Annotated in this window: 22 protein-coding genes; 12 read left to right on the plus strand and 10 right to left on the minus strand. The window is 60.0% G+C overall.

Annotated features, from left to right (window positions below; genetic code table 11):
• Positions 1-14 precede the first annotated feature (14 nt).
• Positions 15-485, minus strand: coding sequence for a DUF1289 domain-containing protein (locus tag VNV36_RS03890; RefSeq protein WP_325716416.1), 471 nt, complete (start codon positions 483-485; stop codon positions 15-17).
• A 467-nt stretch (positions 486-952) separates the two neighbouring features.
• On the opposite strand from VNV36_RS03890, the gene acnB reads away from it, so the two are divergent.
• On the plus strand, positions 953-3,562 hold the full coding sequence (gene acnB / locus VNV36_RS03895) for a bifunctional aconitate hydratase 2/2-methylisocitrate dehydratase (RefSeq protein ID WP_325716809.1): 2,610 nt from the start codon (positions 953-955) through the stop codon (positions 3,560-3,562).
• 134 nt (positions 3,563-3,696) lie between these two features.
• Here the strand turns inward: acnB and VNV36_RS03900 are convergent, their stop codons facing one another.
• Positions 3,697-4,977, minus strand: coding sequence for an HAAAP family serine/threonine permease (locus VNV36_RS03900; RefSeq protein ID WP_325716418.1), 1,281 nt, complete (start codon positions 4,975-4,977; stop codon positions 3,697-3,699).
• A gap of 254 nt (positions 4,978-5,231) precedes the next feature.
• The gene (locus VNV36_RS03905) at positions 5,232-5,402 is read right to left on the minus strand and encodes a hypothetical protein (RefSeq protein WP_325716420.1); all 171 of its coding nucleotides are present in this window, start codon (positions 5,400-5,402) and stop codon (positions 5,232-5,234) included.
• Positions 5,403-5,618: 216 nt separating this feature from the next.
• Between VNV36_RS03905 and VNV36_RS03910 the strand changes: the two genes are divergently transcribed.
• The 4 genes from VNV36_RS03910 (at position 5,619) to VNV36_RS03925 (ending at position 9,234) form a co-directional block, all read left to right on the plus strand.
• Positions 5,619-6,002, plus strand: a complete 384-nt coding sequence (locus VNV36_RS03910; protein WP_325716422.1) for a tautomerase family protein — start codon at positions 5,619-5,621, stop codon at positions 6,000-6,002.
• A gap of 191 nt (positions 6,003-6,193) precedes the next feature.
• On the plus strand, positions 6,194-7,162 hold the full coding sequence (locus VNV36_RS03915; RefSeq protein ID WP_325716424.1) for a 2-hydroxyacid dehydrogenase: 969 nt from the start codon (positions 6,194-6,196) through the stop codon (positions 7,160-7,162).
• A gap of 198 nt (positions 7,163-7,360) precedes the next feature.
• Complete coding sequence (locus VNV36_RS03920; RefSeq protein WP_325716426.1) at positions 7,361-8,428, plus strand: phosphotransferase family protein; 1,068 nt, start codon at positions 7,361-7,363, stop codon at positions 8,426-8,428.
• Between the two features lie 38 nt (positions 8,429-8,466).
• Complete coding sequence (locus VNV36_RS03925; protein ID WP_325716428.1) at positions 8,467-9,234, plus strand: SDR family oxidoreductase; 768 nt, start codon at positions 8,467-8,469, stop codon at positions 9,232-9,234.
• Positions 9,235-10,289: 1,055 nt separating this feature from the next.
• Here the strand turns inward: VNV36_RS03925 and VNV36_RS03930 are convergent.
• The 3 genes from VNV36_RS03930 to VNV36_RS03940 all read right to left on the minus strand — a co-directional run bounded on the left by VNV36_RS03930 (position 10,290) and on the right by VNV36_RS03940 (position 13,434).
• Entirely contained in the window at positions 10,290-10,547 is a 258-nt protein-coding gene (locus tag VNV36_RS03930; protein ID WP_325716430.1) for a DUF1652 domain-containing protein, read from the minus strand.
• A 139-nt stretch (positions 10,548-10,686) separates the two neighbouring features.
• Positions 10,687-12,183 (minus strand): helix-turn-helix transcriptional regulator, encoded by a 1,497-nt coding sequence (locus VNV36_RS03935; protein WP_325716432.1) that lies wholly within the window; start codon positions 12,181-12,183, stop codon positions 10,687-10,689.
• Positions 12,184-12,441: 258 nt separating this feature from the next.
• Positions 12,442-13,434: a hypothetical protein gene (locus VNV36_RS03940; protein WP_325716434.1), complete on the minus strand. Its 993-nt coding sequence runs from the start codon at positions 13,432-13,434 to the stop codon at positions 12,442-12,444.
• Between the two features lie 211 nt (positions 13,435-13,645).
• On the opposite strand from VNV36_RS03940, the gene VNV36_RS03945 reads away from it, so the two are divergent.
• A complete protein-coding gene (locus VNV36_RS03945) occupies positions 13,646-13,927 on the plus strand; it encodes a hypothetical protein (protein WP_041480860.1) in 282 nt (93 codons plus the stop codon).
• A 51-nt stretch (positions 13,928-13,978) separates the two neighbouring features.
• Here VNV36_RS03945 and VNV36_RS03950 read toward each other — a convergent pair whose 3' ends face one another.
• Positions 13,979-14,185, minus strand: a complete 207-nt coding sequence (locus tag VNV36_RS03950; RefSeq protein WP_253502789.1) for a hypothetical protein — start codon at positions 14,183-14,185, stop codon at positions 13,979-13,981.
• A gap of 243 nt (positions 14,186-14,428) precedes the next feature.
• Here VNV36_RS03950 and VNV36_RS03955 point away from each other — a divergent pair, with 243 nt between their 5' ends.
• From VNV36_RS03955 to paoC, 4 genes are all read left to right on the plus strand, one after another.
• Positions 14,429-16,180: an L-lactate permease gene (locus VNV36_RS03955; RefSeq protein ID WP_325716438.1), complete on the plus strand. Its 1,752-nt coding sequence runs from the start codon at positions 14,429-14,431 to the stop codon at positions 16,178-16,180.
• A gap of 224 nt (positions 16,181-16,404) precedes the next feature.
• Positions 16,405-17,028 carry an aldehyde dehydrogenase iron-sulfur subunit PaoA gene (gene paoA, locus VNV36_RS03960; RefSeq protein ID WP_325716440.1) on the plus strand — a complete coding sequence of 208 codons (624 nt, stop codon included), beginning with the start codon at positions 16,405-16,407 and terminating at the stop codon, positions 17,026-17,028.
• Complete coding sequence (locus VNV36_RS03965; RefSeq protein ID WP_325716442.1) at positions 17,025-17,981, plus strand: FAD binding domain-containing protein; 957 nt, start codon at positions 17,025-17,027, stop codon at positions 17,979-17,981. Before paoA ends, VNV36_RS03965 begins: the two co-directional genes overlap by 4 nt.
• Positions 17,978-20,176 carry an aldehyde oxidoreductase molybdenum-binding subunit PaoC gene (gene paoC / locus VNV36_RS03970; RefSeq protein ID WP_325716446.1) on the plus strand — a complete coding sequence of 733 codons (2,199 nt, stop codon included), beginning with the start codon at positions 17,978-17,980 and terminating at the stop codon, positions 20,174-20,176. The genes VNV36_RS03965 and paoC overlap by 4 nt, the downstream gene beginning before the upstream one ends.
• Before the next feature lie 98 nt (positions 20,177-20,274).
• Here the strand turns inward: paoC and VNV36_RS03975 are convergent, their stop codons facing one another.
• Positions 20,275-21,234, minus strand: a complete 960-nt coding sequence (locus VNV36_RS03975; RefSeq protein WP_325716448.1) for an aldo/keto reductase — start codon at positions 21,232-21,234, stop codon at positions 20,275-20,277.
• Positions 21,235-21,345: 111 nt separating this feature from the next.
• Between VNV36_RS03975 and VNV36_RS03980 the strand changes: the two genes are divergently transcribed.
• Positions 21,346-22,116 carry an alpha/beta hydrolase gene (locus tag VNV36_RS03980; RefSeq protein WP_325716449.1) on the plus strand — a complete coding sequence of 257 codons (771 nt, stop codon included), beginning with the start codon at positions 21,346-21,348 and terminating at the stop codon, positions 22,114-22,116.
• Between the two features lie 152 nt (positions 22,117-22,268).
• Here VNV36_RS03980 and VNV36_RS03985 read toward each other — a convergent pair whose 3' ends face one another.
• Complete coding sequence (locus tag VNV36_RS03985; RefSeq protein ID WP_414705493.1) at positions 22,269-23,078, minus strand: OBAP family protein; 810 nt, start codon at positions 23,076-23,078, stop codon at positions 22,269-22,271.
• A gap of 442 nt (positions 23,079-23,520) precedes the next feature.
• Between VNV36_RS03985 and VNV36_RS03990 the strand changes: the two genes are divergently transcribed.
• The gene (locus VNV36_RS03990) at positions 23,521-23,949 is read left to right on the plus strand and encodes a nuclear transport factor 2 family protein (protein ID WP_325716451.1); all 429 of its coding nucleotides are present in this window, start codon (positions 23,521-23,523) and stop codon (positions 23,947-23,949) included.
• Between the two features lie 247 nt (positions 23,950-24,196).
• Here the strand turns inward: VNV36_RS03990 and mqo are convergent, their stop codons facing one another.
• Positions 24,197-25,843, minus strand: coding sequence for a malate dehydrogenase (quinone) (gene mqo / locus VNV36_RS03995; protein ID WP_325716453.1), 1,647 nt, complete (start codon positions 25,841-25,843; stop codon positions 24,197-24,199).
• Between the last annotated feature and the right edge of the window lie 478 nt (positions 25,844-26,321).

A 26,321-nucleotide genomic window follows, 5' to 3' on the forward strand; every position in this document is an offset into this window, starting at 1 on the left:
CGATCTTTCGCTGTTCAGCCGCCAAAGGCGTCTTTGAGGAAACCTGGGGCGATGTAGCGCTGATAATGCGCTTCTGACAGCAGGAAGAATTCCCGATCAATGGCATCGCGCAACTCCGGCAGGTACCAGTCGCGGAACTCCGGCAGCAACACCATCCCGTACGCTTCCAGATTAATGATCACCCGCGCGCCCCGGGCAATCAGTTGATAGGCCCAGCAATATTCCGATTGATGCGGCACGAAACGGATCTTGCGCTGTTCCAGCTGTTCGCGCAGGCGCGCCGGGTCGAAGATCTCGACCTTGCTCGCCATCACTTGTGACAGCAATTGCTCCAGACGCAGCCAGACCGCGCGTTTTTCCGCCTCGTTGTACCCGTTCCAATGGATCACTTCGTGGTGGAAACGCTTGCAGCCACGGCACACCAGATCACCGTAAACGGTAGAGCAGAGGCCGACGCACGGGGTCTTGATGGTCTGATTGGGCATAAATGGGCAGAACACTGAAACGCGGAACAGGCCGGCATGTTAGCCCTTTGTCGAGCATTGATCACCCCTCAAACGTCAGGGGTTAACCAGGGGCCGCAGGTTCGCTGCGTCCCCCTGATTGCCACGAAAGTCCAATAGAGCGCGACTTACCTTTAAATTTTTTTTGCCGTAGAATCAGCCAGCCTTTTAAGGCGCCAATGTCCGTTAGAAGCTGTTTTCAAAGCGTCACGAGCACAGTCGTTCCTTCAGAGCGGTGTTGGCGAAGGGTTTTTCCAGCGGGGAAAAGCCCAACGCCAACCCTCATCAGCTCCCCGTTCTGCAGGCGTAAAACTTTGAAAGCAGCTTCTGTAAGGAATGGTCGGTAATTCTGGCTAAGCGGCCCACAACGCCACGCAGCGCATGAGTACGAGCATTTCGCGACGAGCGTCCCGGACACCCATTTGGGACCACTGATGAGGGTAATAACTGTGCTTGAAGCCTACCGCAAACATATCGAAGAGCGTGCAGCCCTGGGTATCGTTCCCCAGCCGCTTAACGCCGAACAAACAGCAGGCCTGGTCGAGCTGCTGAAGAACCCTCCGGCTGGCGAAGAAGCTTTCCTCGTTGACCTGATCACCAATCGCGTACCGCCTGGAGTGGACGAAGCCGCCTACGTCAAGGCCGGCTTCCTGTCTGCCCTGGCCAAGGGCGAAGTCACCTCCCCTCTGCTGGACAAGAAACGCGCTGTCGAACTGCTCGGCACCATGCAGGGCGGCTACAACATCGTCACACTCGTTGAACTGCTGGACGACGCCGAGCTGGCGCCAGTGGCCGCCGAAGAACTCAAGCACACCCTGCTGATGTTCGACGCCTTTCACGACGTCGCTGAAAAAGCCAAGAACGGCAACGTTCACGCCAAAGCCGTGCTGCAATCCTGGGCTGACGGCGAGTGGTTCAAGAAGCGCCCTGTTCTGGCCGACAAGATCAGCCTGCGCGTGTTCAAGGTCACCGGCGAAACCAACACCGACGACCTGTCGCCTGCACCAGACGCCTGGTCGCGTCCGGACATTCCGCTGCACGCTTTGGCCATGCTGAAAATGGCCCGTGACGGCATCGTTCCGGACGAGCAAGGCAAGACCGGCCCGATGAAGCAGATCGAAGAAATGCGCGGCCAGGGCTTCCCGATCGCCTACGTCGGTGACGTGGTCGGTACCGGTTCCTCGCGTAAATCGGCGACCAACTCGGTGCTGTGGTTCTTCGGCGACGACATCCCTTACGTGCCGAACAAGCGCGCTGGCGGTTTCTGCTTCGGCAGCAAAATCGCTCCGATCTTCTACAACACCATGGAAGATGCCGGCGCCCTGCCGATCGAGTTCGACGTATCGAACATGAACATGGGCGACGTGATCGACCTGTACCCGCACGCCGGCAAGGTCTGCAAACACGGTACCGACGAAGTCATCACCACCTTCGAAATGAAGACCCCTGTGCTGCTGGACGAAGTTCGTGCCGGCGGTCGTATTCCGCTGATCATCGGCCGTGGCCTGACCGAGAAGGCTCGCGCCGAACTGGGTCTGCCAGCGTTCGACCTGTTCAAGAAGCCGGAAGCCCCGGCTGAAAGCACCAAGGGCTTCACCCTGGCGCAGAAAATGGTCGGCAAGGCGTGCGGTCTGCCGGAAGGCAAAGGCGTCCGTCCTGGCACCTACTGCGAACCGAAGATGACCACCGTAGGTTCTCAGGACACCACCGGTCCCATGACCCGTGACGAACTGAAAGACCTGGCGTGCCTGGGCTTCTCCGCTGATCTGGTGATGCAGTCGTTCTGCCACACCGCGGCCTATCCCAAGCCGATCGACGTAACCACCCACCACACCCTGCCTGACTTCATCATGACCCGCGGCGGCGTTTCCCTGCGTCCGGGCGACGGCATCATCCACTCGTGGCTGAACCGCATGCTGCTGCCGGACACCGTGGGTACCGGTGGTGACTCGCACACCCGTTTCCCGATGGGCATCTCGTTCCCGGCCGGTTCCGGTCTGGTCGCGTTCGCCGCAGCCACCGGCGTCATGCCGCTGGACATGCCGGAATCGATCCTGGTGCGCTTCAAAGGCAAGATGAAACCTGGCATCACCCTGCGTGACCTGGTTCATGCCATTCCGTACTTCGCCATCCAGAACGGTCTGCTGACCGTCGAGAAGAAAGGCAAGAAAAACGCCTTCTCCGGCCGCATCCTGGAAATCGAAGGTCTGGAAGGACTGACCCTGGAGCAGGCGTTCGAACTGTCCGACGCCTCGGCCGAACGTTCGGCTGCCGGTTGCACCATCAAGCTGTCGAAAGAGTCGATCACCGAGTACCTGCAGTCCAACATCACCCTGCTGCGCTGGATGATCGGCGAAGGCTACGGCGATGCGCGCACCCTGGAACGTCGTGCGCAAGCGATGGAAGCCTGGATTGCGAACCCTGAGCTGATGGAAGCCGATGCCGACGCCGAATACGCCGAAGTCATTGAAATCGATCTGGCCGACATCAGCGAGCCTGTACTCTGCGCGCCGAACGACCCGGACGACGCCCGTCTGCTGTCCAGCGTTGCTGGCGAGAAGATCGACGAAGTGTTCATCGGTTCGTGCATGACCAACATCGGTCACTTCCGCGCTGCCGGTAAGCTGCTGGATCAGGTCAAGGGTCAGCTGCCAACCCGTCTGTGGCTGTCGCCGCCGACCAAGATGGACGCTCACCAACTGACCGAAGAAGGCTACTACGGCATTTACGGCAAGGCTGGCGCACGCATGGAAATGCCAGGCTGCTCGCTGTGCATGGGTAACCAGGCACGCGTTGAGCCGAACAGCACCGTGGTGTCGACTTCGACCCGTAACTTCCCGAACCGTCTGGGCGACGGCGCAAACGTCTACCTGGCTTCGGCTGAGCTGGCGTCCGTCGCATCGATCCTGGGTCGCCTGCCGACCGTCGAGGAGTACATGGAATACGCCGGCAAGATCGACAGCATGGCGGCCGATGTCTACCGCTACCTGTCCTTCGACCAGATCGCCGAGTTCCGTGAGGCTGCTGCGAACGCCAAGATCCCGGTGGTTCAAGCCTAACCCTGCAAAGCAATAAAAAACGCCGCCCATCGTGAGATGAGCGGCGTTTTTTTATGCCTGCCGGGTAAGCATCACGCAAAACCTTGTGGGAGCGAGCCTGCTCGCGATGGCAGGCTCGCAATCGCACAGATCGGTCAGACAGCCAGCTTGTAAACCAGCGCCGAAATCGCCACCAGGCCTACCGCCGTAACAAAAACGTTCGACGCCTGGCCGCGATAGCGCGCCATCGCCGGCACCTTGCGAATCGCGTACATCGGCATCAGGAACAGAATCGCCGCAATCACCGGGCCACCGATGGTTTCGATCATGCCCAGGATGCTCGGGTTCAGCGTCGCGACGACCCAGCAAATCACCAGCATGAGCGCCGCTACGATGCGATCAAGTGCCTTGGCGCCTGGGCGTTTGCCGCTTTTGACGATCAAGCCCTTGAGGCCTTCGCTGGCTCCAATGTAGTGGCCGAGGAACGACTTGGAAATCGCCACGAATGCAATCAACGGCGCGGCGAAGGCGATGGTCGGATTGCTGAAGTGGTTGGCCAGGTACGACAGGATCGACAGATTCTGATCTTTTGCCTCAGCCAGTTGCTCTGGCGACAGGGTGAGTACGCAACTGAACACGAAGAACAGCACCATGAGCACCATCAACGCATGGGCGCGGGACAGGATCTGCGAGCTGCGCTGTTCGGCATGCACGCCGTAACGACGCTTCTGGTCCACCGCAAACGCCGAAATGATCGGCGAATGATTGAACGAGAACACCATTACCGGTATCGCCAGCCACAGCGTATGCAGCAGCGCGGACGGTGCCGGTACTTGTGAGGCGGTGGCGAGGATGCCGCCGTTCCAGTGCGGAATCAGGTACACGGCAAGAAACAGCAACGCGACAATGAACGGGTACACCATCAGGCTCATGGCTTTGACGATGGCCTGTTCACCGCAACGCACCACGGCCAGCAAACCGAGAATCAACACGAACGACAGCAGCGCTCGCGGCGGTGGTGTGATGTGCAATTGGTGTTCGAGGAAACTGGCGACCGTGTTGGTCAGGCCGACGCTGTAGATCAGCAGGATCGGAAAGATGGCGAAGAAGTACAGCAATGTGATCAGTGCACCGGCCTTGATACCGAAATGCTGCTCGACCACTTCGGTGATATCGGCGCCTTCACGTCCGGACAGCACAAAACGGGTCAAGCCACGGTGCGCATAGAACGTCATCGGAAAGGCCAGCAGCGCGAGGATCACCAGCGGCCAGAAGCCACCCAGCCCTGCGTTGATCGGCAAAAACAGGGTACCGGCGCCAATGGCCGTCCCAAACAGTCCCAGCATCCAGGTGGTGTCCTGGCGATTCCAGCTCGAAAGTTCAGCGGGTGCTGCTGCATCGAAGCGCTTTTCGAGGCTATTGGCCTGATCATTCATCCGGTCGGATCTCCGCATTCCGGTCACTTGCCACTCGGTCGGGACGCGTCGGAAAAAACCGACAGACATGCTCCGGCCGAAACAGGGGCGCGATTCTCCGTGATAAATCAACACAAGCAAAGACTTAGCTGAGGAATGGTTGTGCGGAGCAGATCGAAGGATAGTCGTTTACGGAAAAAACAAGGTCGTATATGGATACGTCAGATGCCGCAAACGGATACGTTTTGCACCCACCAATGCGTCATCGAAAGCGCCTAGAGCGATATGCCGAGCATGAAACCCAATAAAACGCAGTACAGTCCGAAACCGAAGAGCGCCCAGAGCTTGCCATTTTCGCGCTTATCTCTGTTGCGCACCGCTTCTTCATGCTCTGCGAACTCCCGCTCGATTTGCTCCAGTCGTGCCTTACGGTCATATGTGCTCATACTGATTCACCTTTGGATGACGGATCTCGTCACGCCCTAATCATCAAGCTGTTTCATCCATGCTGACCAGCAGACGCATCTGCCATTCCCGTAGGCAAAGTCCGCGAGTCACGTAAGCCCCCTCATACACGCAATCCACGATATTCCAGACCATTTACCTGCCAGAACACTGCTTTTGATCTAGCGTGAGACAAGCCACTACTCAAGGAGCCTGCCATGCCACTGGTCCGCGTCGACATCCAGAAAAATCCCGATCCCACTTTCGCCAGGCGCATCGGCGAACAGATCTACGCCGCCCTGCGCACCTGTATCGATGTGCCCGAGCACGACAACTTCCAGATTCTCAACGAGCACGACAGCCAGCACTTCGTGTATGACTCGCAGTACCTCGGCATCCAGCGCAGCGACGGCGTGGTGTTCATTCAAATCACCATCAGCGAAGGGCGCACCGTGGAGAAGAAACAATTGCTGTTCAAAACCATCGCCGAAAGCTTGCATGCACAATTGGGCGTGCGCCTGGAGGATGTATTCATCAATCTGGTGGAAGTGAAAAAAGAGAACTGGTCATTCGGTAATGGCGTCGCGCAGTACGTCACCTGATTGTGGTGAGCCAGGCCAGATGGATTGCTGCCGGCAATCCACGGGACGGCTGTGATGCTTGCTTCTTCGGCGAAGGCGTCCAGAATCAACAGGATTACTGCGCGAAGGAACACCATTGCCAAGCCGCTGCGGACTCAGCACCCTGAGCCGACTTTCGCGACCCACCCGCCGCCAATCACAGGAGCCGCGCAATGCCCGCAACCGTTCTGGTACTGGTTGAAACGATCAATGACTATCTGCCGATTCTCGAACATCAGGGGTTCCACCTGATCCTTGCACCCACGCCTGCCGAACGGGCGCAAGCCATCGTCACCCATGGCAGTCGCATCGATGCCGTGCTCACTCGTGGCCCGCTGGGCCTGACTGCCGACGAGATCAGCGCCCTGCCCGCCCTGAAAATCATCACGGTAATCGGCGCTGGCTATGAACAGGTCGATCTGCAAGCGGCCAGTGACCGTGGCATCACCGTCACCAATGGCGCCGGGGTCAATGCCTCGTCGGTAGCCGATCACGCGATGGCGCTGCTCCTGGCACTGGTGCGTGACATCCCGCGCTGCGATGCAGCGGTGCGCCGTGGTGAATGGCCCAAAATCATGCGTCCTTCGCTGGCGGGCAAACGCCTGGGTATTCTCGGGCTGGGCGCTGTGGGCATGGCCATCGCCAAACGCGCCGAGCTGGGTTTCGACATGCAGATCAGTTACCACAACCGCCAGGTGCGCAGTGACGTGCCTTACGCGTTCTGCTCGACTCCGACCGATCTGGCCCGCGCCTCGGACTTTTTAGTCGTCGCTACGCCGGGCGGCATCGGCACGCAGCATCTGGTCACGCGCGCGGTGCTCGATGCGCTCGGCCCTAAAGGTTTTATCGTCAACATCGCGCGGGCCAGTGTTGTCGCCACGGCGGATCTGATCACCGCACTGGAACAACGGCGCATTGCCGGTGCGGCACTGGACGTGTTCGATCACGAGCCTGAGGTTCCGGACACATTGAAGAACCTCAGCAATGTCGTACTGACGCCGCATGTCGCCGGTCTTTCCCCCGAAGCCACGCAAGCCACCGTTGAACTGGTGGGCAAAAATCTCATGGCGTTTTTCACGGGCCAACCGGTGCTGACTCCCGTCGCCCTGCCGCCCAAATTCAGCAATCAGCGCGTGCACTGAAGCGCGCAGCCAGCCGCGGATTCATCGCTGTCGAATGGATTCGACCCTCTCTGTCTGCTCCCCCCGGGTGCCCATTCCCACAGGTGATTATCCGGCAACACGCTAGCCTATAAGACCGACCCGCGCTTGTGACCGCCCGAGCGCGCCATTAGATTAGCCAATGATGTCTGGCCTCCAAAATAAGCAGAAGGGATAAGCATGGCGCTTACTGACCAGTCCACCCGGATCCGCTCTGGCGAAGAACTCGATGCCGGCCTGATCGATCCGTACCTCAAGGCGCATATTCCCGGCCTGACCGGCACCCCGCAGATCAGCCAGTTTCCCGGCGGCGCGTCGAACCTGACCTACCTGCTGGAATACCCCGAGCAAGAGTTTGTCCTGCGTCGTCCGCCGTTCGGCCACAAGGCCAGATCAGCCCACGACATGGGCCGTGAATTCCGCATTCTCAACCAACTGCGCGACGGCTTTCCGTATTGCCCGAAGGCCTATGTGCATTGCACTGACGAAGCGGTGATCGGCGCCGAGTTCTATGTGATGGAACGGGTCAAGGGCATCATCCTGCGCGCCGAACTACCGCCGGAGCTGGGCCTCGACTCAGCAAAAACCGAAGCGCTGTGCAAAAGCTTCATCGACCGTTTCGTTGAACTGCACCGGGTCGATTACAGCGCCTGCGGCCTCGGCGATCTGGGCAAGCCCGAAGGCTACGTCGCGCGGCAGATCAAAGGCTGGAGCGAGCGCTACGAAAAAGCCCTGACCCCGGATGCGCCGCACTGGGAAACAGTGAAAGCCTGGCTCCACGACAAAATGCCGGCCGACCATCCAGTGTCGAGCATCGTCCACAACGACTATCGCTTCGACAACGTCATCCTCGACCCGGACAACCCGATGCAGATCATTGGCGTACTCGACTGGGAACTGACCACTCTCGGCGATCCGCTGATGGACCTGGGCAACACCCTCGCCTACTGGATCGAAGCCGGCGACCCGGCACCGGTACAGTTGATGCGTCGGCAGCCGAGCCACGCACCGGGCATGCTCACTCGCCGCGAATTCGTCGATTACTACGCCGAGCGCTCGGGTATCCGCATCGACAACTTCGACTTCTACTACACCTACGGCCTGTTCCGCCTGGCCGGCATCGTGCAGCAGATCTACTACCGCTTCTACCATGGCCAGACCCAGGACAAACGCTTCGCGCAGTTCATTCACATGAACAAACTGCTGGAGCAGATGAGCCTGCAGGTCATTCAGAAATCCAGCCTCTGACCCATGCCCTCCAACAAGACATTTCACAAGGGAATCCCATGTCCAAGACTCAGTTGTTCGACCTCGACGGCAAAATCGCTTTCGTCTCCGGCGCCAGCCGTGGCATCGGTGAAGCCATCGCCAAGCTGCTGGCCCAGCAAGGCGCCCATGTGATCGTTTCAAGCCGCAAGCTCGAGGGTTGCCAGCACGTCGCCGACGCGATCACCGCGGCTGGCGGCAAGGCAACTGCCGTGGCCTGCCACATTGGTGAAATGGATCAGATCAGCCAGGTCTTCGCCAGCATCAAGGAACAATTCGGCCGCCTCGACATTCTGGTCAACAACGCCGCGACCAACCCGCAATTCTGCAACGTGCTCGACACTGATCTCGGTGCGTTCCAGAAGACCGTCGACGTCAACATTCGCGGTTATTTCTTCATGTCGGTCGAAGCCGGCAAGCTGATGCGCGAAAACGGTGGCGGCAGCATCATCAACGTCGCCTCGATCAACGGCATTTCGCCGGGCATCTTCCAGGGCATCTACTCGGTGACCAAAGCCGCGGTCATCAACATGACCAAAGTCTTCGCCAAGGAGTGCGCGCAATTCGGCATCCGCTGCAACGCCCTCCTGCCGGGTCTGACCGACACCAAGTTCGCCTCGGCGCTGGTCAAGAACGACGCGATTCTGAAACAGGCACTGACCCAGATCCCGCTGAAACGCGTAGCCGATCCAAGCGAAATGGCCGGCGCGGTGTTGTATCTGGCAAGTGATGCATCGAGCTACACCACCGGGGTTGCGCTGAATGTGGACGGCGGGTTCCTGTCCTGATCGCTGTCCCGTGTGGGAGCGAGCCTGCTCGCGAAAACGTTGTGTCAGTCAGTAATATCTTTACTGACATCACGCCTTCGCGAGCCGACTCGCTCCCGCAGGGTCGGTGCAGAAATCCAGGCTTACGGCATCCGCGGGATCGCCCGACTTACTGGGTTATGCAACGGGTAGTGGTGATTTGGCGTGTCACTTGCCCGTCCACATACATGTCGCCGGCAACTTCAGTATTCTCCAGCACCTCACACCGACGTTCCGGCGGTGGCGGCGGTGCTGCCGGCGCAGGGGGTGGCGGACTGGCACAACCGGCCAACAGCACTGCAAGAAAAGCCAACGGCAATACGCGTTTCCCAGGATTATTCATAGGATGACCCGCGGTAATGGGAGACAAACTCCCGCAACCCGACTGGCGGCGGAAGACCTGACCACTCATTCTTTATAGCTGAGCGCGTTGTTAGCGCCAGTGGATTGGGGTTACCGGGTGTCTTGGGCTGTCGGTTTTGCGCAGATTTTCCAGCAGAAGGCTGAATTGGAATTATCGTTGTCGGCGAGAGCCCCATCGCGGGTAGGCTCGCTCCTTCAATGGAACTGAGTGCACCTCGACACCAGGTCGGCTGTCAGGCCGCCTTCGCGAGCAGGCTCGCTCCCACAGAACAGCAAAATCAAAAGATCGCAGCCTTCGGCAGCTCCTACATACAATGAGCGCAAGCTCGAGTACCGCTCTTGATCTTGATCTCAGAGCCCGTCGGCAGGCTGAGTGGAGGGATTGATCCGGGCGTGGGAGCGCAACGACCGTACGACGCAGTCGTACACAGCGAGTGTAGGTGCAGCGAAGCAAACCGGAGCCGCTGCGCCAGGATCGATCCCGGAGCGAAGGAACCCCGAGCCCCAGCGAGGGGCCGAACGTCAGGGCGAAGACCTTTTGGTTCCTTTTGGGGCGTTTGCCAAAAGGGACTCGCCGTAAGGGCGAAACCGCCAGCCGCAACCCCCGAAGAACCGGATATTCACACCATCAACCCAAAGCATGGCCGGCCCAAAGGCCGCCAAGACCAAAAGCGCTAAGCCAAATCCGGATCCCGCGAAGAGCGCAAAGAATTACTCTCAAGCTCATACCGCAACTCCTCCACGAACGCCTCAACCGACTCAGGCGTACGCAGCGAATCCAGACCAAGACCGCTGATCACCAGATCCACCTGCCCCGACCCGGGGTGATACAACTTGACTGTCAGCGAATGATCACCATCCACCGAACACTCACAAGCCAGCGGCGCAAAACTGTGCTCAAGCCGAGCGCGCAACTGCGCAAGATTCATCATCGACATCGTTCCTGTGGCTGTATCAAAGGGGGCACGATCGCAAGCCTGAAATGGCCCACACCGTACCCCACCAGCCTAAGAACACACGGCCCTGGCCAATACATGAATTTGCACCCTTGTAACTAGTGCATTTGCACCCTCAGCGCTGCCCCTTGGTGCCCCACTCTCCAGAAAACAAGCCACGCTCCCGGGCCCAGACAATGGCCTCGCTGCGGCTGTGTACGTCCAGTTTGGAATACACCGTTGCCACATGATTGCGCACGGTATTGGGTGCCAGTTTCAACCGTGCAGCGATTTCCTTGTCCGCCAGGCCTTCGCAGATCAATCCCAGCACGTCGCGCTCGCGCGCCGTCAGGTCAGTGAACGAGGCGCTGGGCAATTGTGGCGAGTTGATTTTCTTCACGTTGGCCAGCTTCTCGATCAGCGTCCGGCTGAACCATGAAGCGTCTTTCATCACCTCTTCGATCGCCGCGACCAGCTCAAGCTCGGTGCGCTTGCGCTCGGTCATGTCCATCAACACCAGCAGATAGCACGAGGTGTCGTGAATATTCACCGTGTCGGCTGACACGGCGCATTCGAGCAATTCCTCGTCCTTCTTGCGCACCGGTACGTCCACGCGATCCACGCGACCGGTCTTCGCCAGCGTCGACAGCAATCGCGTACGTGCGCCGTCGTCGTGAAGAAAGCTCAACTGCGTCACGGTTTTACCGAGCACCTCGTCACTGTCGTAGGCCAGCGTGTCGAGAAATGCCTGATTGACATCGATGACCTCCTGCCTGTCGGCAGTGCAGATCAGAATCGGCACCGGCGTCAGCCGAAAGGCCTTGGCGAAACGCTCCTCGCTTTGGCGCAGCGCCACTTCGACGCGACGTCTGGGCTCCATGTCGACAAAGGAAAACAGCATGCAATTCTCGTCGTTGAGCAGCAGCGGCTGGCCGGCGACGATCACCTGTTTACTGCCGCCATCGGGCAGGCGCAGTTCCGCCTGCATCTGCGGAATGGTCGCGGCATCGCGCAGGCGCTGTATCGCCAGATCGCGCTGATCGGCCTGTTCGAAGATATCGATTTCGTAGGCAGAAGTACCGATCACCTGGTCGCGGGTATAGCCGGTCATTTCCAGAAAGCCCGGATTGACCTTGATATAGCGCAAGTCACTGAGCCGGCAGATCACCGCCGGCGCCGGGTTGGCGTTGAAGGTCTTTTCGAAGCGCTGCTCGGCGTTGGCCCAGTCGGTCACATCGCTCATGATCAGCACCAGCGACTCGGGCTGCCCGACGCGATCGGTCAGCACCATGCTGCGCACGCTGTGTACCCAGACGCGCTCCGGGTCGTCCACCGGCGAGATCTCGATCAGTACGTCGTTGAACGCCTCGCAGCGCGCCACACGGCTGATCGGATAGTTGTCGGCCGGCAGCGCATGATTATTGCGATAGCGCAGAGTGAAGCGCTTGGCGTACTCGTCGGCGTTGGTGCCCAGATCACCGATGGTGCTGACGCCATGCATGGTCAGCGCCGCTTCGTTGGCCCAGAGAATGCTTTTGTCGAGTTCCAGCAGAATCACGCCGTCCGACAGCCCGGCAATGATCTGCTGCAACTGGCGACGGTTGGTTTCGGTGGTCAGGACTTCCTGGCTCATTGGATCTCCACACTGTGATGCGGCTAGGTGAAAAGTACGACCGCGGCGGCTTGAGATCGTGCGACGGCTCGAAATCGGCCAAAAATCCCCTGTGGGAGCGAGCTTGCTCGCGAATGCGCTGGGTCAGTCGACAGATGATTTGACTGGCAGAATGCTTTCGCGAGCAAGCTCGCTCCCACAGGATTTGACGGTTTTGCGCGACTTTACTGTCAGCCACATGATCCCCGGCAGCCAAAACTGCCAGCCCCACCGCTGGGTTTATTCACTGATCCCCAAATGTCCCTCAACCTGCCCGGCGATGTGCAGCGTGCCCGCCATGACGCCCGTGGTCGGGTTCTGCACCAGTTTCAGCCAGGCCTTGTCAAACGTGTTGCCGAGGCTGCTGCGAATCAACGCTTCGCTATCGGGTCGATCATTGGCCTGAATGATCGCGCGAATGCCAGCCACGCCCACAGAAATCATCGCCCCGGCCAGTTTCCCCGCCGCTGCAGCCACCGCACTGGCGGCGCCGCGCGGGGCCATTTCCGCTTCGATGCGCTGGCTGGCACGTTTGGCCACCGGGGCCATCGCCGCGTCGGTGGCGGAAATACCCTTGGCGCCGCCATCGCTGTGGATCTTGTCAATCAGCGCCGCGTAGGCCGGCAGGGTGTTCAGCGGTTCGGTGCTGATGACCTTGAACAACGAAGCATCCCGCGCAGGTGGCGGCCCGAGTGCAATCGCCGGGATCTTTTGCAAGCGTCCATTGAACTGTGCAATTGGCACGCCATGGCGCTGGGCGATGAGCGGCATCTGCTGCGCCATCAACTGTGCGTAGAACGCCGTGGCCTGAGCCAGAATCGCGTCCGGGTCGATCTCCACCGCGACCGGGGCCAGTACCCTTTCCTGATATTGCTCAAGCAGATACGCCGCCAATCGTTTCGCCGAAGCGTCCTGCTCGCCACCGGCGCTGATCGTGTACCAACTGACTTTCATCGACAGCCATTCCTGGGTCCAGTAGCTGCTGAACCACGGGATGAAATTTTCTTCAGTTTGCTGATAGACCCGCGTACGCCAATGTTCCATCGAGCCACGGGCGAACAGCTTGACCTGTTCGGTGGCTTGCTGCGAAGCGCTGAGAATTTCGCGGTCGATCTGCTGCCAGGTTTGCGCCGACACCAGCACGGCTTGCGGTGCCGGCACGGGTGCCCGGGCCGACGTGGCGCAGCCGGCCAGCAGGAACAGTGCGGCAACAACCAGCGCGCGCGGGTTCACGGTGGCGGTGTCCTTTGGCTCAGGGAGGTGCAGGTTTGAGTATAGGTGGGTCAGCAAGAGGTGTACTGCTTGCTCGCGAAGAGGCCATCAGCAGCGCCACAAGCCTCAACCATCACCACCATCGATATCCACCATCGCCAGGATTGCCTTCCGCCCACCGCCCCTGAAAGGCACGATGAGCTCATCCGAAACACAACGAGGCATTCACATCATGATCCACACCCAAGTTACCCTGTCCGTGAGTTTCCCGGTGTTCGGCAGCAACTACTACCAACAGCACGTCGTGCCACGCAAGGCACAGACGCTGGTGTTCAACGAAGATTTCGACGATCTGCTGATGCCCGCCGCGAGCAATCATTTCAGCAATGAAGTGGTCGGTCTCAACGATCAGTTCCGTTTTCTGAGCGACATTCTCGCCACCCATCTGCTCGATCACGAGGCCTCGGTGCCTGCGCGATCCCGCGTCCAGGCGAACGCTCGTTTTTTCAACTGAAGGCTGACGCCAGAGGGCGTGCCTTGTCGGCAGCGCCCTCTTCTCATTCAATCAGTCATCATCGCGATCGCGGTAATAGCGACGACCATCGCGGCGGTCGTCATCGCGGTCGTCCCAGCGCCGGTCATGATCGTAGTAGCGGCCATGATCGCGGTCGTAATGCCGGCCGTGCCGGTGGTCATCATCAAAATCCGCAATACAGCCGCTCAGCAATACGGCGGCGGTCACAGTGAGCAGCATCGTTGTCGCTTGCTTCATTCAACACTTCCCTAAAACCCAGGTCTTGGCGACGGAAATAGCTGCGCTGCCCACGCCTTCAGGACGCAGTGCGCGCAGCCGCAGATACGACCGGGCAAAAGCGCCTTGATTCAGTGGCCACTATCGACCGTTTGTCGGCCCGTCCCCCGCGCCCGAGCGGCGGCGTAATGCCACCTATACTGCTTGCAACCAACCCCCATGCAATGGATCTGCACCCTCAATAACAACAAGCAGAGGTGGACCATGGTCTGGCAGCAAATCTATGACCCGTTCGGCAATCCGGTGCTCTCCACGCTGATGGCCGCCGTGCCGGTGGTGGTGATGCTCGCGGCGCTGGCGTTCTTTCACGTCAAGGCGCATCTGGCCGCGCTGCTGGCGCTGGCGTCCGCCCTGCTGATCTCGATCTTCGCCTTCGACATGCCGGCGGGCATGGCCGGTTCGGCAGCGTTGTTCGGCGCGGCGAATGGCCTGCTGCCGATCGGCTGGATCGTCCTCAACATCATCTTTCTGCATCGCCTGACCACCGAAAACGGCTCGTTCAAAGTGCTGCAGGATTCCCTCGCGCGCATCACTGACGACCGCCGTTTACAGCTGTTGCTGATTGCCTTCTGCTTCGGTGCGTTCTTCGAAGGCGCGGCAGGTTTCGGCACGCCGGTGGCGGTGACCGGGGCGATTCTGATTGGTCTTGGTTTCTCGCCATTGGCCGCATCCGGCCTGGCGCTGATCGCCAATACCGCGCCGGTGGCCTTTGGTGCCTTGGGCACGCCGATCATTACCTTGGCCAAAGTCACCGGACTGGATGAGATGGAGTTGTCGATGATGGTCGGTCGACAGTTGCCGTTTTTCTCGGTGCTGGTGCCGTTCTGGCTGATCTGGGCCTTTGCCGGGTGGCGCAAAATGCTTGAGGTGTGGCCAGCGATTCTGGTAGCCGGCGTGAGTTTCGCCATCCCGCAATTCCTCGTGTCGAACTACCACGGGCCAATGCTGGTGGACGTCATCGCCGCGCTGATTTCCATGGCCTGCCTGACGCTGTTCCTCAAGGTGTGGAAACCGGCCACCATCCATACTTCGGCGGCATTGTCCGGCCGCGTCGACAATTCCAAGGTCGATGAGGAAAAAGTCACCGCCAGCGCTGCATTCAGCGATCAGGCGCGCCCGGCGGTGATGCGCGCGTGGATGCCGTGGATCATCCTCACCGTGTTCGTGTTCGCCTGGGGCACTCAAGGCTTCAAGAACATGTTCGATACGCGCCCGGTGATTGATCCGGTGACGCAGTCAGCCAAGCTCGATGCCCAAGGCAAGCCAGTGCGTGAAGCCAACCCGATCTTCGCTCCGGCGGTGACCTTCACCAGCCTGCACCTGCAGATCGAAAAAGTCCCGCCAGTCGTCGCCGCGCCGAAAGCCGAGGAAGCGGTGTACAAGTTCACCTGGCTGACCGCGACCGGCAGCGGCATTCTGCTGGCGGCAATTGTTGGCGGTTTGCTGATGGGCTATTCGATCCCGCAGTTGATCAAGCAATACCTGCGCACATTGTGGGTGGTGCGGTTTTCGCTGATCACCATTGCGGCAATGCTGGCGCTGGGGTTCCTCACGCGCTATTCGGGGCTGGATGCAACCATGGGCCTGGCGTTCGCGGCCACAGGGATTTTCTACCCGATGTTCGGCACCTTGCTCGGTTGGCTCGGGGTGGCGTTGACGGGTTCGGATACCGCGTCGAATGTGTTGTTCGGCGGCTTGCAGCGAGTGACCTCGGAACAGCTCGGTATCAGCCCGGTGCTGATGGCGGCGGCCAACAGTTCAGGTGGGGTGATGGGCAAAATGGTCGATGCGCAATCCATTGTGGTCGCCTCCACCGCGACCCGTTGGTACGGGCATGAGGGGGAGATTCTGCGTTACGTGTTCTTTCATTCGATCGTGCTGGCGATACTGGTCGGCGGGCTGGTGACGTTGCAGGCGTACGTCGCGCCGTTTACCTCGATGGTGGTGGGGCAATAACTGAAAAACACCTCTCCACTGTAGGAGCGAGCCTGCTCGCTCCTACAGAGGTTTTGTGTGATCTGAAGATTGGTGAATCACGCGCATGACTCTATAGCGCAAATCCAACAAAACCTTTTCCTCCCTCCCGCGGTCACTCCTTTTACGAGACTGGCATGCATGCCGGCGCGCCCGTATGGGCCTTTTGCAATCCTGCCGCCCGATGAGAGACAAGGAATCGAACCATGACGATTTCCCGACGCAACTTTTTGATCCTCGGCGCCGTAACCGCGACGGCGTTCGCGATGCCCCCCTTTATCAGCCTCAAGGCCTATGCGGCCAGTCTGGAGCAACCGGCCATGAGCAAAGTCACCCTGCAAGTCAACGGCAAACCACAAACCCTCGAAGTCGACACCCGCACCACCCTGCTGGACGCCCTGCGTGAACACTTGCACCTGACCGGCACCAAGAAAGGCTGCGACCACGGCCAGTGCGGCGCCTGCACAGTGATCGCCGACGGACGGCGGATCAATTCCTGCCTGACCCTGGCAGTCATGCACGAGGGCAGCGAGGTCACCACCATCGAAGGCCTCGGCATGCCGGACAAGCTGCACCCGATGCAGGCCGCGTTCATCAAGCACGACGGTTACCAGTGCGGCTATTGCACCCCAGGGCAGATCTGCTCGGCGGTCGCCGTGCTCAAGGAAATCCGCGACGGTATCCCCAGCCACGTCAGCCCGAGCCTGACCGAGCCGCCGAAGCTGATCGCCGCCGAACTGCAGGAGCGCATGAGCGGCAACATCTGCCGCTGCGGTGCCTACTCGAACATCATCGAAGCCATCACTGAAGTTGCGGAGGTGCCGGCATGAGAGCCTTCAATTACAGCCGCGCCGACTCGCCTGCCGCAGCCGCTTCCCAGGCCGCACAGATTGAGGGCGCCAAGTTCATCGCCGGCGGCACCAACCTGCTGGATCTGATGAAACTCGACATCGAAACCCCGGTGCAACTGATCGACGTCAATCACCTGGGCCTGGATCAGATCGAAGCCACGCCCGAGGGCGGACTGCGCATCGGTGCGCTGGTGCGCAACACGGATCTGGCCGCCGATGCCCGCGTGCGCAAGGACTATGCCCTGCTCTCCCGCGCCCTGCTCGCCGGGGCCTCCGGGCAACTGCGCAATATGGCGACTACCGCCGGCAACCTGTTGCAGCGCACCCGTTGCCCGTACTTTTACGACACTCATCAGGCGTGCAACAAGCGCAATCCGGGCAGCGGTTGCGCGGCCATCGGCGGCGTCACCCGGCAATTGGGGATCATTGGCGTCAGCGACACCTGCATTGCCACTCATCCGAGCGACATGGCCATCGCCATGCGCGCGCTTGATGCGCAGATCGAAACGGTGAAGCCCGATGGCAGCACTCGCAGCATCCCCATGGCCGATTTCCATCAATTGCCCGGTAACACGCCGCACATCGAAACCAGCCTGACGCCCGGTGAATTCATCACTGCCGTGACGCTGCCGGCGCCGGTCGGCGGCACGCACATTTATCACAAGGTGCGGGATCGCTCGTCTTACGCCTTTGCGCTGGTCTCGGTGGGGTTGATCCTGCAAAAGGACGGCACCGGCCGCGTCGCCGTCGGTGGTATCGCGCCGAAACCGTGGCGGGTGGAAGCCGCAGAAGCGCTGCTGCCCAAAGGCGCAAAAGCAGTCAGCGAACGCCTGCTCGAAGGCGCGACACCCACCGATGACAACCACTTCAAACTGACACTGGTCGAGCGCACGCTGGCTTCGGTGTTGGCGCAAGCGAGGGAAACCGTATGAAATTCGACACGCCCGCCACCACCAATCCAATCGATCGCTTGAAAGTTGTCGGCCAGCCCACCGAGCGCATCGAAGGCCCGTTGAAAACCAGCGGCCAGGCCACTTATGCCTACGAGCAACATGAAGCGGCGGCCAATCAGGCCTACGGTTTCATGGTTGATTCGGCGATCGCCAAAGGACGGATCAAAGCCATTCATCTCGACGCAGCCAAAGCCGCGCCCGGCGTGCTGGCGATTGTCACCGCCGAGAATGCCGGCAAGCTCGACAAGGGAGATTACAACGCCGCGCATCTGCTCGCCGGCCCCGAAGTGCAGCATTACCAGCAGGCCGTTGCGCTGGTGGTTGCCGAAACCTTTGAACAGGCCCGCGCCGCCGCGCAACTGGTCAAGGTCGATTACGAAACCACCGAGGGCAAGTTCGATCTCGCCAGCGTCAAAGACCTCGGCGTCGAGCCGAAAGACGAGCTGCCCGACGTCAATCACGGCGACTTCGACAAGGCCTTCACCGCCGCACCGGTGCAGTTCGATCAGACCTACACCACGCCAGACCAGTCCCACGCGATGATGGAACCCCACGCCACACTGGCCGCGTGGAAAGGCGATCAGTTGACCGTGTGGACATCGAATCAGATGGTCGCCTGGAGTGTCGGCGACATTGCGAAAACCCTCGGCCTGCCGAAAGAAAAAGTCCGTTTGGTTTCTCCGTACATCGGCGGTGGTTTCGGCGGCAAGCTGTTCATCCGCGCCGACGTGATCCTCGCCGCTCTCGGCGCACGCATGGCTGGCCGGCCAGTGAAAGTCGCCCTCGCCCGCCCGCAGATGGCCAACAACACCACGCACCGCCCGGCAACGATTCAGCGCATCCGCATGGGCGCCACCGCCGACGGCAAGCTCACCGCCATCGCCCACGAAGGCTGGTCGGGCAACCTCGCCGATGGCAAGGTCGAACTCGCCGCACAACCGAGCCAATTGCTCTACGCCGCCGAAAACCGCCGCGTGAGCATGCGCCTCGCACCGCTGGATTTGCCCGAGGGCAATGCCATGCGCGCGCCAGGTGAAGCACCGGGTTTGATGGTGCTGGAAATCGCCATGGACGAGATGGCCGAACAGCTGAAGATGGACCCGGTGCTGTTCCGCATCGCTAACGACACTCAGGTCGATCCGGTGAAGACCGAGCGGCCGTTCTCGCAACGCCAACTGGTCAAATGCCTGCAGATCGGCGCAGAAAAATTCGGTTGGGATCAGCGCAAGGCGCAACCGGGCACTCGCCGCGAAGGTCGTTGGCTGATCGGCATGGGCGTGGCGGCGGCGTTTCGCAACAACCTGCTGGTCAAGTCCGGCGCCCGCGTGCGCCTGGAGCGCGACGGCAAAGTCGTAGTCGAAACCGACATGACCGATATCGGCACCGGCAGCTACACGATCATCGCGCAGACAGCCGCCGAAATGATGGGTGTAGGTCTCAATGATGTGGTGGTGCGTCTGGGCGATTCGGACTTCCCGGTCTCGGCCGGTTCCGGCGGCCAGTTCGGCGGTAACTGCTCGACCGCCGGGGTCTACGCTGCGTGCGTGAAATTGCGCGAAGCGGTGGCGCAGAAGCTGGGGCTAGCGGCGGATCAGGCCGAGTTTGCCGATGGTCAGGTGCGCGTCGGCAGCAAGAGCCTGCCGTTGCGCGATGCCGCTGAGGGCGGCGCGCTGGTCGGCGAGGACAGCATCGAATTCGGTGATCTGGCCGAGAAGTATCAACAATCGACCTTCGGCGCGCACTTCGTTGAGGTCGCCGTCGATGCGGCCACTGGCGAAGTGCGTGTGCGACGCATGTTGGCGGTTTGCGCGGCGGGGCGGATTCTCAACCCGACGTCGGCGCGCAGTCAGGTCATCGGCGCGATGACCATGGGCGTCGGCGCGGCTTTGATGGAAGAGCTGTCGGTGGACAAGCGCCTGGGCTTTTTCGTCAACCATGACCTCGCCGGATACGAGGTGCCGGTGCACGCCGACATTCCGCATCAGGAAGTGATCTTCCTCGAAGAAACCGATCCGATTTCTTCGCCGATGAAGGCCAAGGGTGTTGGTGAATTGGGGATTTGCGGCGTGAGTGCAGCGGTGGCGAATGCAATTTACAACGCCACCGGTGCGCGGGTGCGCGAGTATCCGATTACGCTGGACAAGATTCTTGATGCGTTGCCCGAGATGATCTGAAGCAAAGAGCCCCTCACCCTGGCTCTCTCCCTCGGGAGAGGGCTGGGACGGGCCGGCTTCACGCGGTACGTTGCTTGCTTGTCGAACTTCAGAGCAGTTCAGCCCACCAGGGCAATCAACTGATGCCGCTGTGCATCGGTCAGCATCGGCCCGAATCCAGCCCCGGCATTGTCGGCCATGTAGCGCGGATTGCTGGTTCCGGGAATCACACAGGTCACCGCTGGATGCGCCAGCAGGAACTTCAGCGCCAGTTGCGGCCAGCTGTTGACCTGCACATCCGAAACCCACGCCGGCAGCGGCTTGCCCTTGAGCCCGGCGAGCAGGTCACCACCGCCAAAGGGCCGATTGCAGATCACCGCCACCCCGCGCTCGCGACACAGCGGCAGGATGCGTTTTTCGACGCCACGGTCATCGAGGGCGTAGTTGATCTGCAGGAAATCCAGCGGTTCGGCCTTCAGTACGGCTTCGACTTGGTCATACGCCGATGAGGTGTAATGGGTGATGCCGATGTAGCGAATGCGCCCCTGCTCTTTCCATTCGCGCAGGGTCGGCAAGTGGGTTTGCCAATCAAGCAGGTTGTGGATCTGCATCAGGTCGATGCATTCGGTTTGCAGCAGGCTGAATGAGCGCTCCATCTGCGCAATGCCCTCCTCGCGCCCGCGCGTCCACACTTTGGTGGCGAGAAAGGCCGGTGAGCGCGGTTCGTGGATCGACAGCAGTTCCCCGGTGGTCTGTTCGGCACGACCGTACATGGGCGAGCTGTCGATCAGCGTGCCGCCCTTCCTGAACAGCGCTTCGAGCACGCCCGGCAATTGTTTGTACACCGGATCGCCCGGCGCGACGTCGAAACCGCGATACGTGCCCAACCCGACCATGGGCAGCGACTCGGAGGTTGCGGGGATGGCGCGGGTCTGCATGGTCTGGTCTCCTGCCGTGTGCGGCGCAGTGACGGTCGGCGACATGCCGGTGGCCAACGCCCGATCAAAGGTAAAAACCGCCGCAACCTCGGCAGCCAGTCTGAGCAACCGGCGACGGGAGCAACCCTCAGTGTGGCGCATGCGGGTTCTCCTGCTGCGCGGATCTGTTGCACGTTGTGTGCGAACGCTGCCAGGCGCAGTTGCTGAACTACACTGCGACGGCAAACCTCTCACTTCGTTAAAAGTAGCCGAATGTCCCGAACCCTGATGTCACTCGTCGTTTTGCTGGTTGCCGTGTACCTGGTGCTGTGCGCGGCGCTGTTCGTGTTTCAGCGTTCGCTGATCTGGTTCCCTCAGCCTGCAACCGTCGATTCAGCGGATTCGCGGTTGAAACTGGCGATGCCCGACGCAGAGGTCTGGGTCACGGTTCGCGAACACGCCGGTTCACGGGCATTGATCTATTTCGGCGGCAATGCCGAGGATGTTTCGCGCAATCTGCCCGCGTTCGCCGAAGCGTTTCCAGATGACGCGCTGTATTTTCTGCACTACCGAGGCTTTGGCGGCAGCACTGGCGCGCCCTCGGAGGCCGCGATTGCCGAAGATGCGCTGGCGTTGTTCGATCAGGTCTACGCCAGCCATCCGCAGGTCGCGGTGGTCGGGCGCAGCCTCGGCTCAGGCGTCGCGGTGCGTCTGGCCAGTCAGCGACCGCTGCAGAATCTGGTATTGGTGACGCCATTCAACAGCCTCGAGGAAATTGCTGTGAAGCAATATCCGTGGGTACCGGTGAAGTGGTTGCTCAAGGATCGTTTCGAATCGGGCAAATATGCCGCCCATATCCGCGTGCCGACATTGCTGTTGGCGGCGAGTGATGACGAAGTGATCGGACGCGGCAGTACGCAGCGGCTGTTGGAGAATTTCCCTCAGGGTGTGGCGACACTCAAGGTGGTGCCGGATTCGGGGCATAACTCGATTTCCGAACGGGGGGAATATTTGCAGTGGATGGGGGATGTGTTGAACCGTTGAGGATGGTGGCGGTTGGGCGGACGCTTTCGCGAGCAGGCTCGCTCCCACCGTTGAAATGCGTTTCCCCTGTGGGAGCGAGCCTGCTCGCGAAGGCGTCAGTTTGACCATATCCAGCGGAGCTGACTCACGGTGCGAGCAGCTCCTCCCCAAGCTTAAGGCTGACTGCGACTGCGGGCATTTTCATCAGCGGATGTGGCCGGGCGGGGCATGACGTGCGGGTGTCCGGTCGGGTCGTTGAGCTGCAAGACGTTGCCCTTCTGCCAAGCATCAGCGCCCTGCGCGACCGGTGCCGGTTTGATCTGGGCACGGGCCTTTTTCTTCTCCGCGCTGTCGACGCCCAGACGCTGATCGCGCTGGCGAACCATCTGTGCGTCCGCTTGACCGTCAGCAGTAAAGCCCATCATCAACTGCGGTACGCCCAGGGGCAGTTGCTTGTCCTGATCGGTGTGCCAGGTGTGCCAGGTCTTGCCGTAGGTATTGGCGAGTTTTTCCATCAGCCGGGTTTCCGCCACCTGCGGAATACCGGGCGCAATCAACTGGCCAGAAGTGACTTCGTGCGCGTGGCTGTGCCACAAGGCTTTTTCCTTCGCCGGCAATTGCGTGAACAGGCGTTGGCTGATGATGTATTCCACGCCCATCAGCTTCGCTTCAGCGGTATTGCCGTCGTAGATCACGCACTGGAACACTTCCTCGTTGAGCGCTGAGCAGTAATGGTGAGCTTCCATCTGCGCGCCGGGATGGCCGTTATAGAAATGAAAGCCATCCAGATACATGTTCAACGCGCGAATCGGCGGCTTGTCCTGCAACAACTGCGCACCGACTTCGAGCATTTCCGTGTCGGAGGCCTTGGCCACCCCTGGAGTCTGCACCGGAGAATCGGTGTTGCTCATCGCGCAACCGGTCAACGCGGCGACCATCAAACCGATGGGAACCCAACGTCCCTGCGAGGTTGTACTACGCATGTTTCGCTCCTCAAACGTTCAGTGACGGGCCTGTTGCTGGCCCTGTTCTGCAACTGAAAGCAGAACAACGCTGGAGTTCGAAAAAGCTGCGTCCTGATCAGACTGGAGAGATTGTTGCGAGCACGCCAATCAGGATGGTCAGAGTCAGGAAGCCGCCGAGAAAAATAGCCATCTTGTACATGTTGCTCTCCTTGTTACTGAGTATGCGGTGCACCGGACGCTTCGGATGAGGCCGGTTGGCAAGTGTTCGCACTGCCGGGGCATTCTGAGCTTGCGGCTGTACTGAATACAGAGGCAGATGAAACAGAAATATACGGATCAGATGCGTATCTGATCCGCTTCGGCCATGAACAGGTATTCAGCTCGAGACTCGAGGGTTCACTTCCAGCCGGGTTGATCTACAGTCACTGCCGTCGAACAACAACAAAAACCAGGAGTGACCATGCCCGATCTTGCCTTGCAGCCCCACGTCGCCGAATCCCTTAAGCGCTGGCACGAGATGATTCGCAGCGGCAATCTCAAAGCCCTGCCTGAATTGCTCGATCCCCAAGCCGTGTTCCGCTCGCCCATGGCCCACACGCCCTACCCTGGCGCGCCGGTGGTGGCGATGATCCTCAACACGGTGTTCGAAGTTTTCGAAGATTTTGCCTATCACCGCGAGTTTGCAACGGCGGATGGCTTGAACGTGATCCTGGAGTTCAGCGCCAAAGTCGGCACTAAAGAGCTTAAAGGCATCGATATGATCCGCTTCGACGCCAGCGGCAAGATCGTCGAGTTTGAAGTCATGGTGCGGCCGCTGAGCGGATTACAGGCACTGGGCGAGGAAATGGGTCGGCGCCTCGGTGCCTACCTGGCTAGCACAAAATCCTAACCCTGCCGCGTAGGAGCGTAGGAGCGTAGGAGCGTAGGAGCGTAGGAGCTGACGAGTGCAACGAGGCTGCGATCTTTTGATTTTGACGTTTGAAGATCAAGATCAAGATCAAGATCAAAAGATCGCAGCCTCGTTGCACTCGTCAGCTCCTACAGTCAGCCCATACAGTCAGCTTCTAAAAATCCCGGGTATAAAAAAGCCCACTGACCGTCGCCGGTGCAGTGGGCTTGTTGTCGCTGGCGTCGGGTTACAGCGCCATGTCGCGTGCAGCGTTTTCCTTCGGTGCTACAGCTTTGTCAGCCGCAGGCGCCGTCGGAGCCGCTGCCTGACCGATCACCGGAGGCGTCGGCAGTTCGAGGATTTTCGCGGTGTACGCCCACTCGGCAGCCACTTTGGCCGGATCGCTGTTCAACTGTGTGCCGTAGCTTGGCACGATCTGGTGCAGCTTGGTCTGCCACTCAGGGGTCGCGACCTTGTCCTTGAAGACTTTCTGCAGCACGCTCAGCATGATCGGTGCAGCGGTCGACGCGCCCGGCGATGCGCCCAGCAGGCCGGCGATCGAGCCGTCTTGCGAAGCCACGATCTCGGTGCCCAGTTTCAGCACGCCGCCAGCGGCTTCATCACGCTTGATGATTTGCACGCGCTGGCCGGCTTGCCACAGACGCCAGTCTTCGGCCTTGGCGTTCGGGAAGTATTCCTTCAGCGCGTTCAGACGGTCTTCATCCGACAGCATCAGTTGGCCGGCGAGGTACTCGACCAGCGGGTATTCCTTGATGCCGACCTTGGTCATTGGCCAGATGTTGTGGGTGGTGGTGCTGGTCAGCAGGTCGAAGTACGAACCTTCCTTGAGGAACTTGGTGCTGAAGGTTGCGAACGGGCCAAACAGAATGACGCGCTTGCCATCCAGAACACGGGTGTCCAGGTGCGGAACCGACATCGGTGGCGCGCCAACCGACGCTTTACCGTAGGCCTTGGCCAAGTGCTGCTCGGCAATCGTCGGGTTCTCGGTCACGAGGAACGAGCCACCTACCGGGAAGCCTGCGTATTCCTTGGCTTCAGGAATGCCCGACTTCTGCAGCAGGTGCAGGGCACCGCCGCCGGCGCCGATGAACACGAACTTGGCGTCGGTTTCGGTTTTGCTGCCGTCTTTGAGGTTCTTGTAGCTGACGCGCCAGGTGCCGTCGGCGTTCTTGGTGATGTCTTCGACTTCGCTCGACAGTTTCAGATCGAAGTTAGGCTTGGTCTGCAGGTGAGCGGCGAACTGGCGGGTGATTTCGCCGAAGTTCATGTCCGTTCCCAGCGGGCTCCAGGTGGCCGCGATTTTCTGGTTCGGGTCGCGCCCTTCCATCATCAGCGGAACCCACTTCTTGATCACTGCCGGATCTTCGGAGTACTGCATGCCGGCGAACAGCGGGCTCGCCTGCAGGGCTTCGTAGCGCTTTTTCAGGAACTTGATGTTGTCATCGCCCCACACGAAGCTCATGTGCGGTGTGGTGTTGATGAACGAGCGCGGGTTCTTCAGCACGCCCTGCTGAACCTGCCAGGCCCAGAACTGACGGGAGACCTGGAACGCTTCGTTGATCTCGACGGCTTTCGGGATCGTTACGTTGCCTTTGTCGTCTTCCGGAGTGTAGTTCAGCTCGGCCAGCGCCGAGTGACCGGTACCGGCGTTGTTCCAGCCGTTGGAGCTTTCCAGGGCGACGCCATCGAGGCGCTCGACCATTTCCATCGACCAGGTCGGTTCCAGCTCATTGATCCACACACCCAGGGTGGTGCTCATGATGCCGCCGCCGATCAGCAGGACGTCAACTTTCTTGGCCTCTTGCGCCTGAACAGACGTCAGCCCCATCGACAAAGCCAGCCCTAGCAAGGCCGTGTTCACTTTCTTAAACATCTGTAGCACCTATGATAAAACGCCTTCCGCCCGTCGTTCTTATCAGTATGCGCTCCGCTTTTGCTGACGCTCAGGCTGGCGTCGCGGATGTCGGCACACTTCAATATTGACGGGTGGGCACACAAGGCCGATGTGTGGCATCGACCTCAGTTAATGTCCCTTCTGAACTGACTTCTTATCGTTATTGGCTCAGTTGCTTGAGCGACAGGGGTCCCGTCGGCCCGCCAGAAAGGCAGGCCAACCGAATCAGGTCAAAGCAAATTGGCGCGCAGAATATCACGTCAGGCAAACCCGCGCGTCTGTTCCCGACCCAAGAGTCTTTTACGCTCAGGAACTTATCGGCCATCACGCGCTAAACATGATGGCCATTGAGCATCTGACTTCAAACTTTTGGTGTGCTGGTCGTCGCAACTCGCGAAATCAACCATCACGGCGCGTTGCCTAAGCAGAAAATAACCTGCTACGTTGTACGATGACT

The sequence above is a fragment of the Pseudomonas sp. genome (genome assembly GCF_035554175.1).
Taxonomy (GTDB): Bacteria; Pseudomonadota; Gammaproteobacteria; order Pseudomonadales; family Pseudomonadaceae; genus Aquipseudomonas.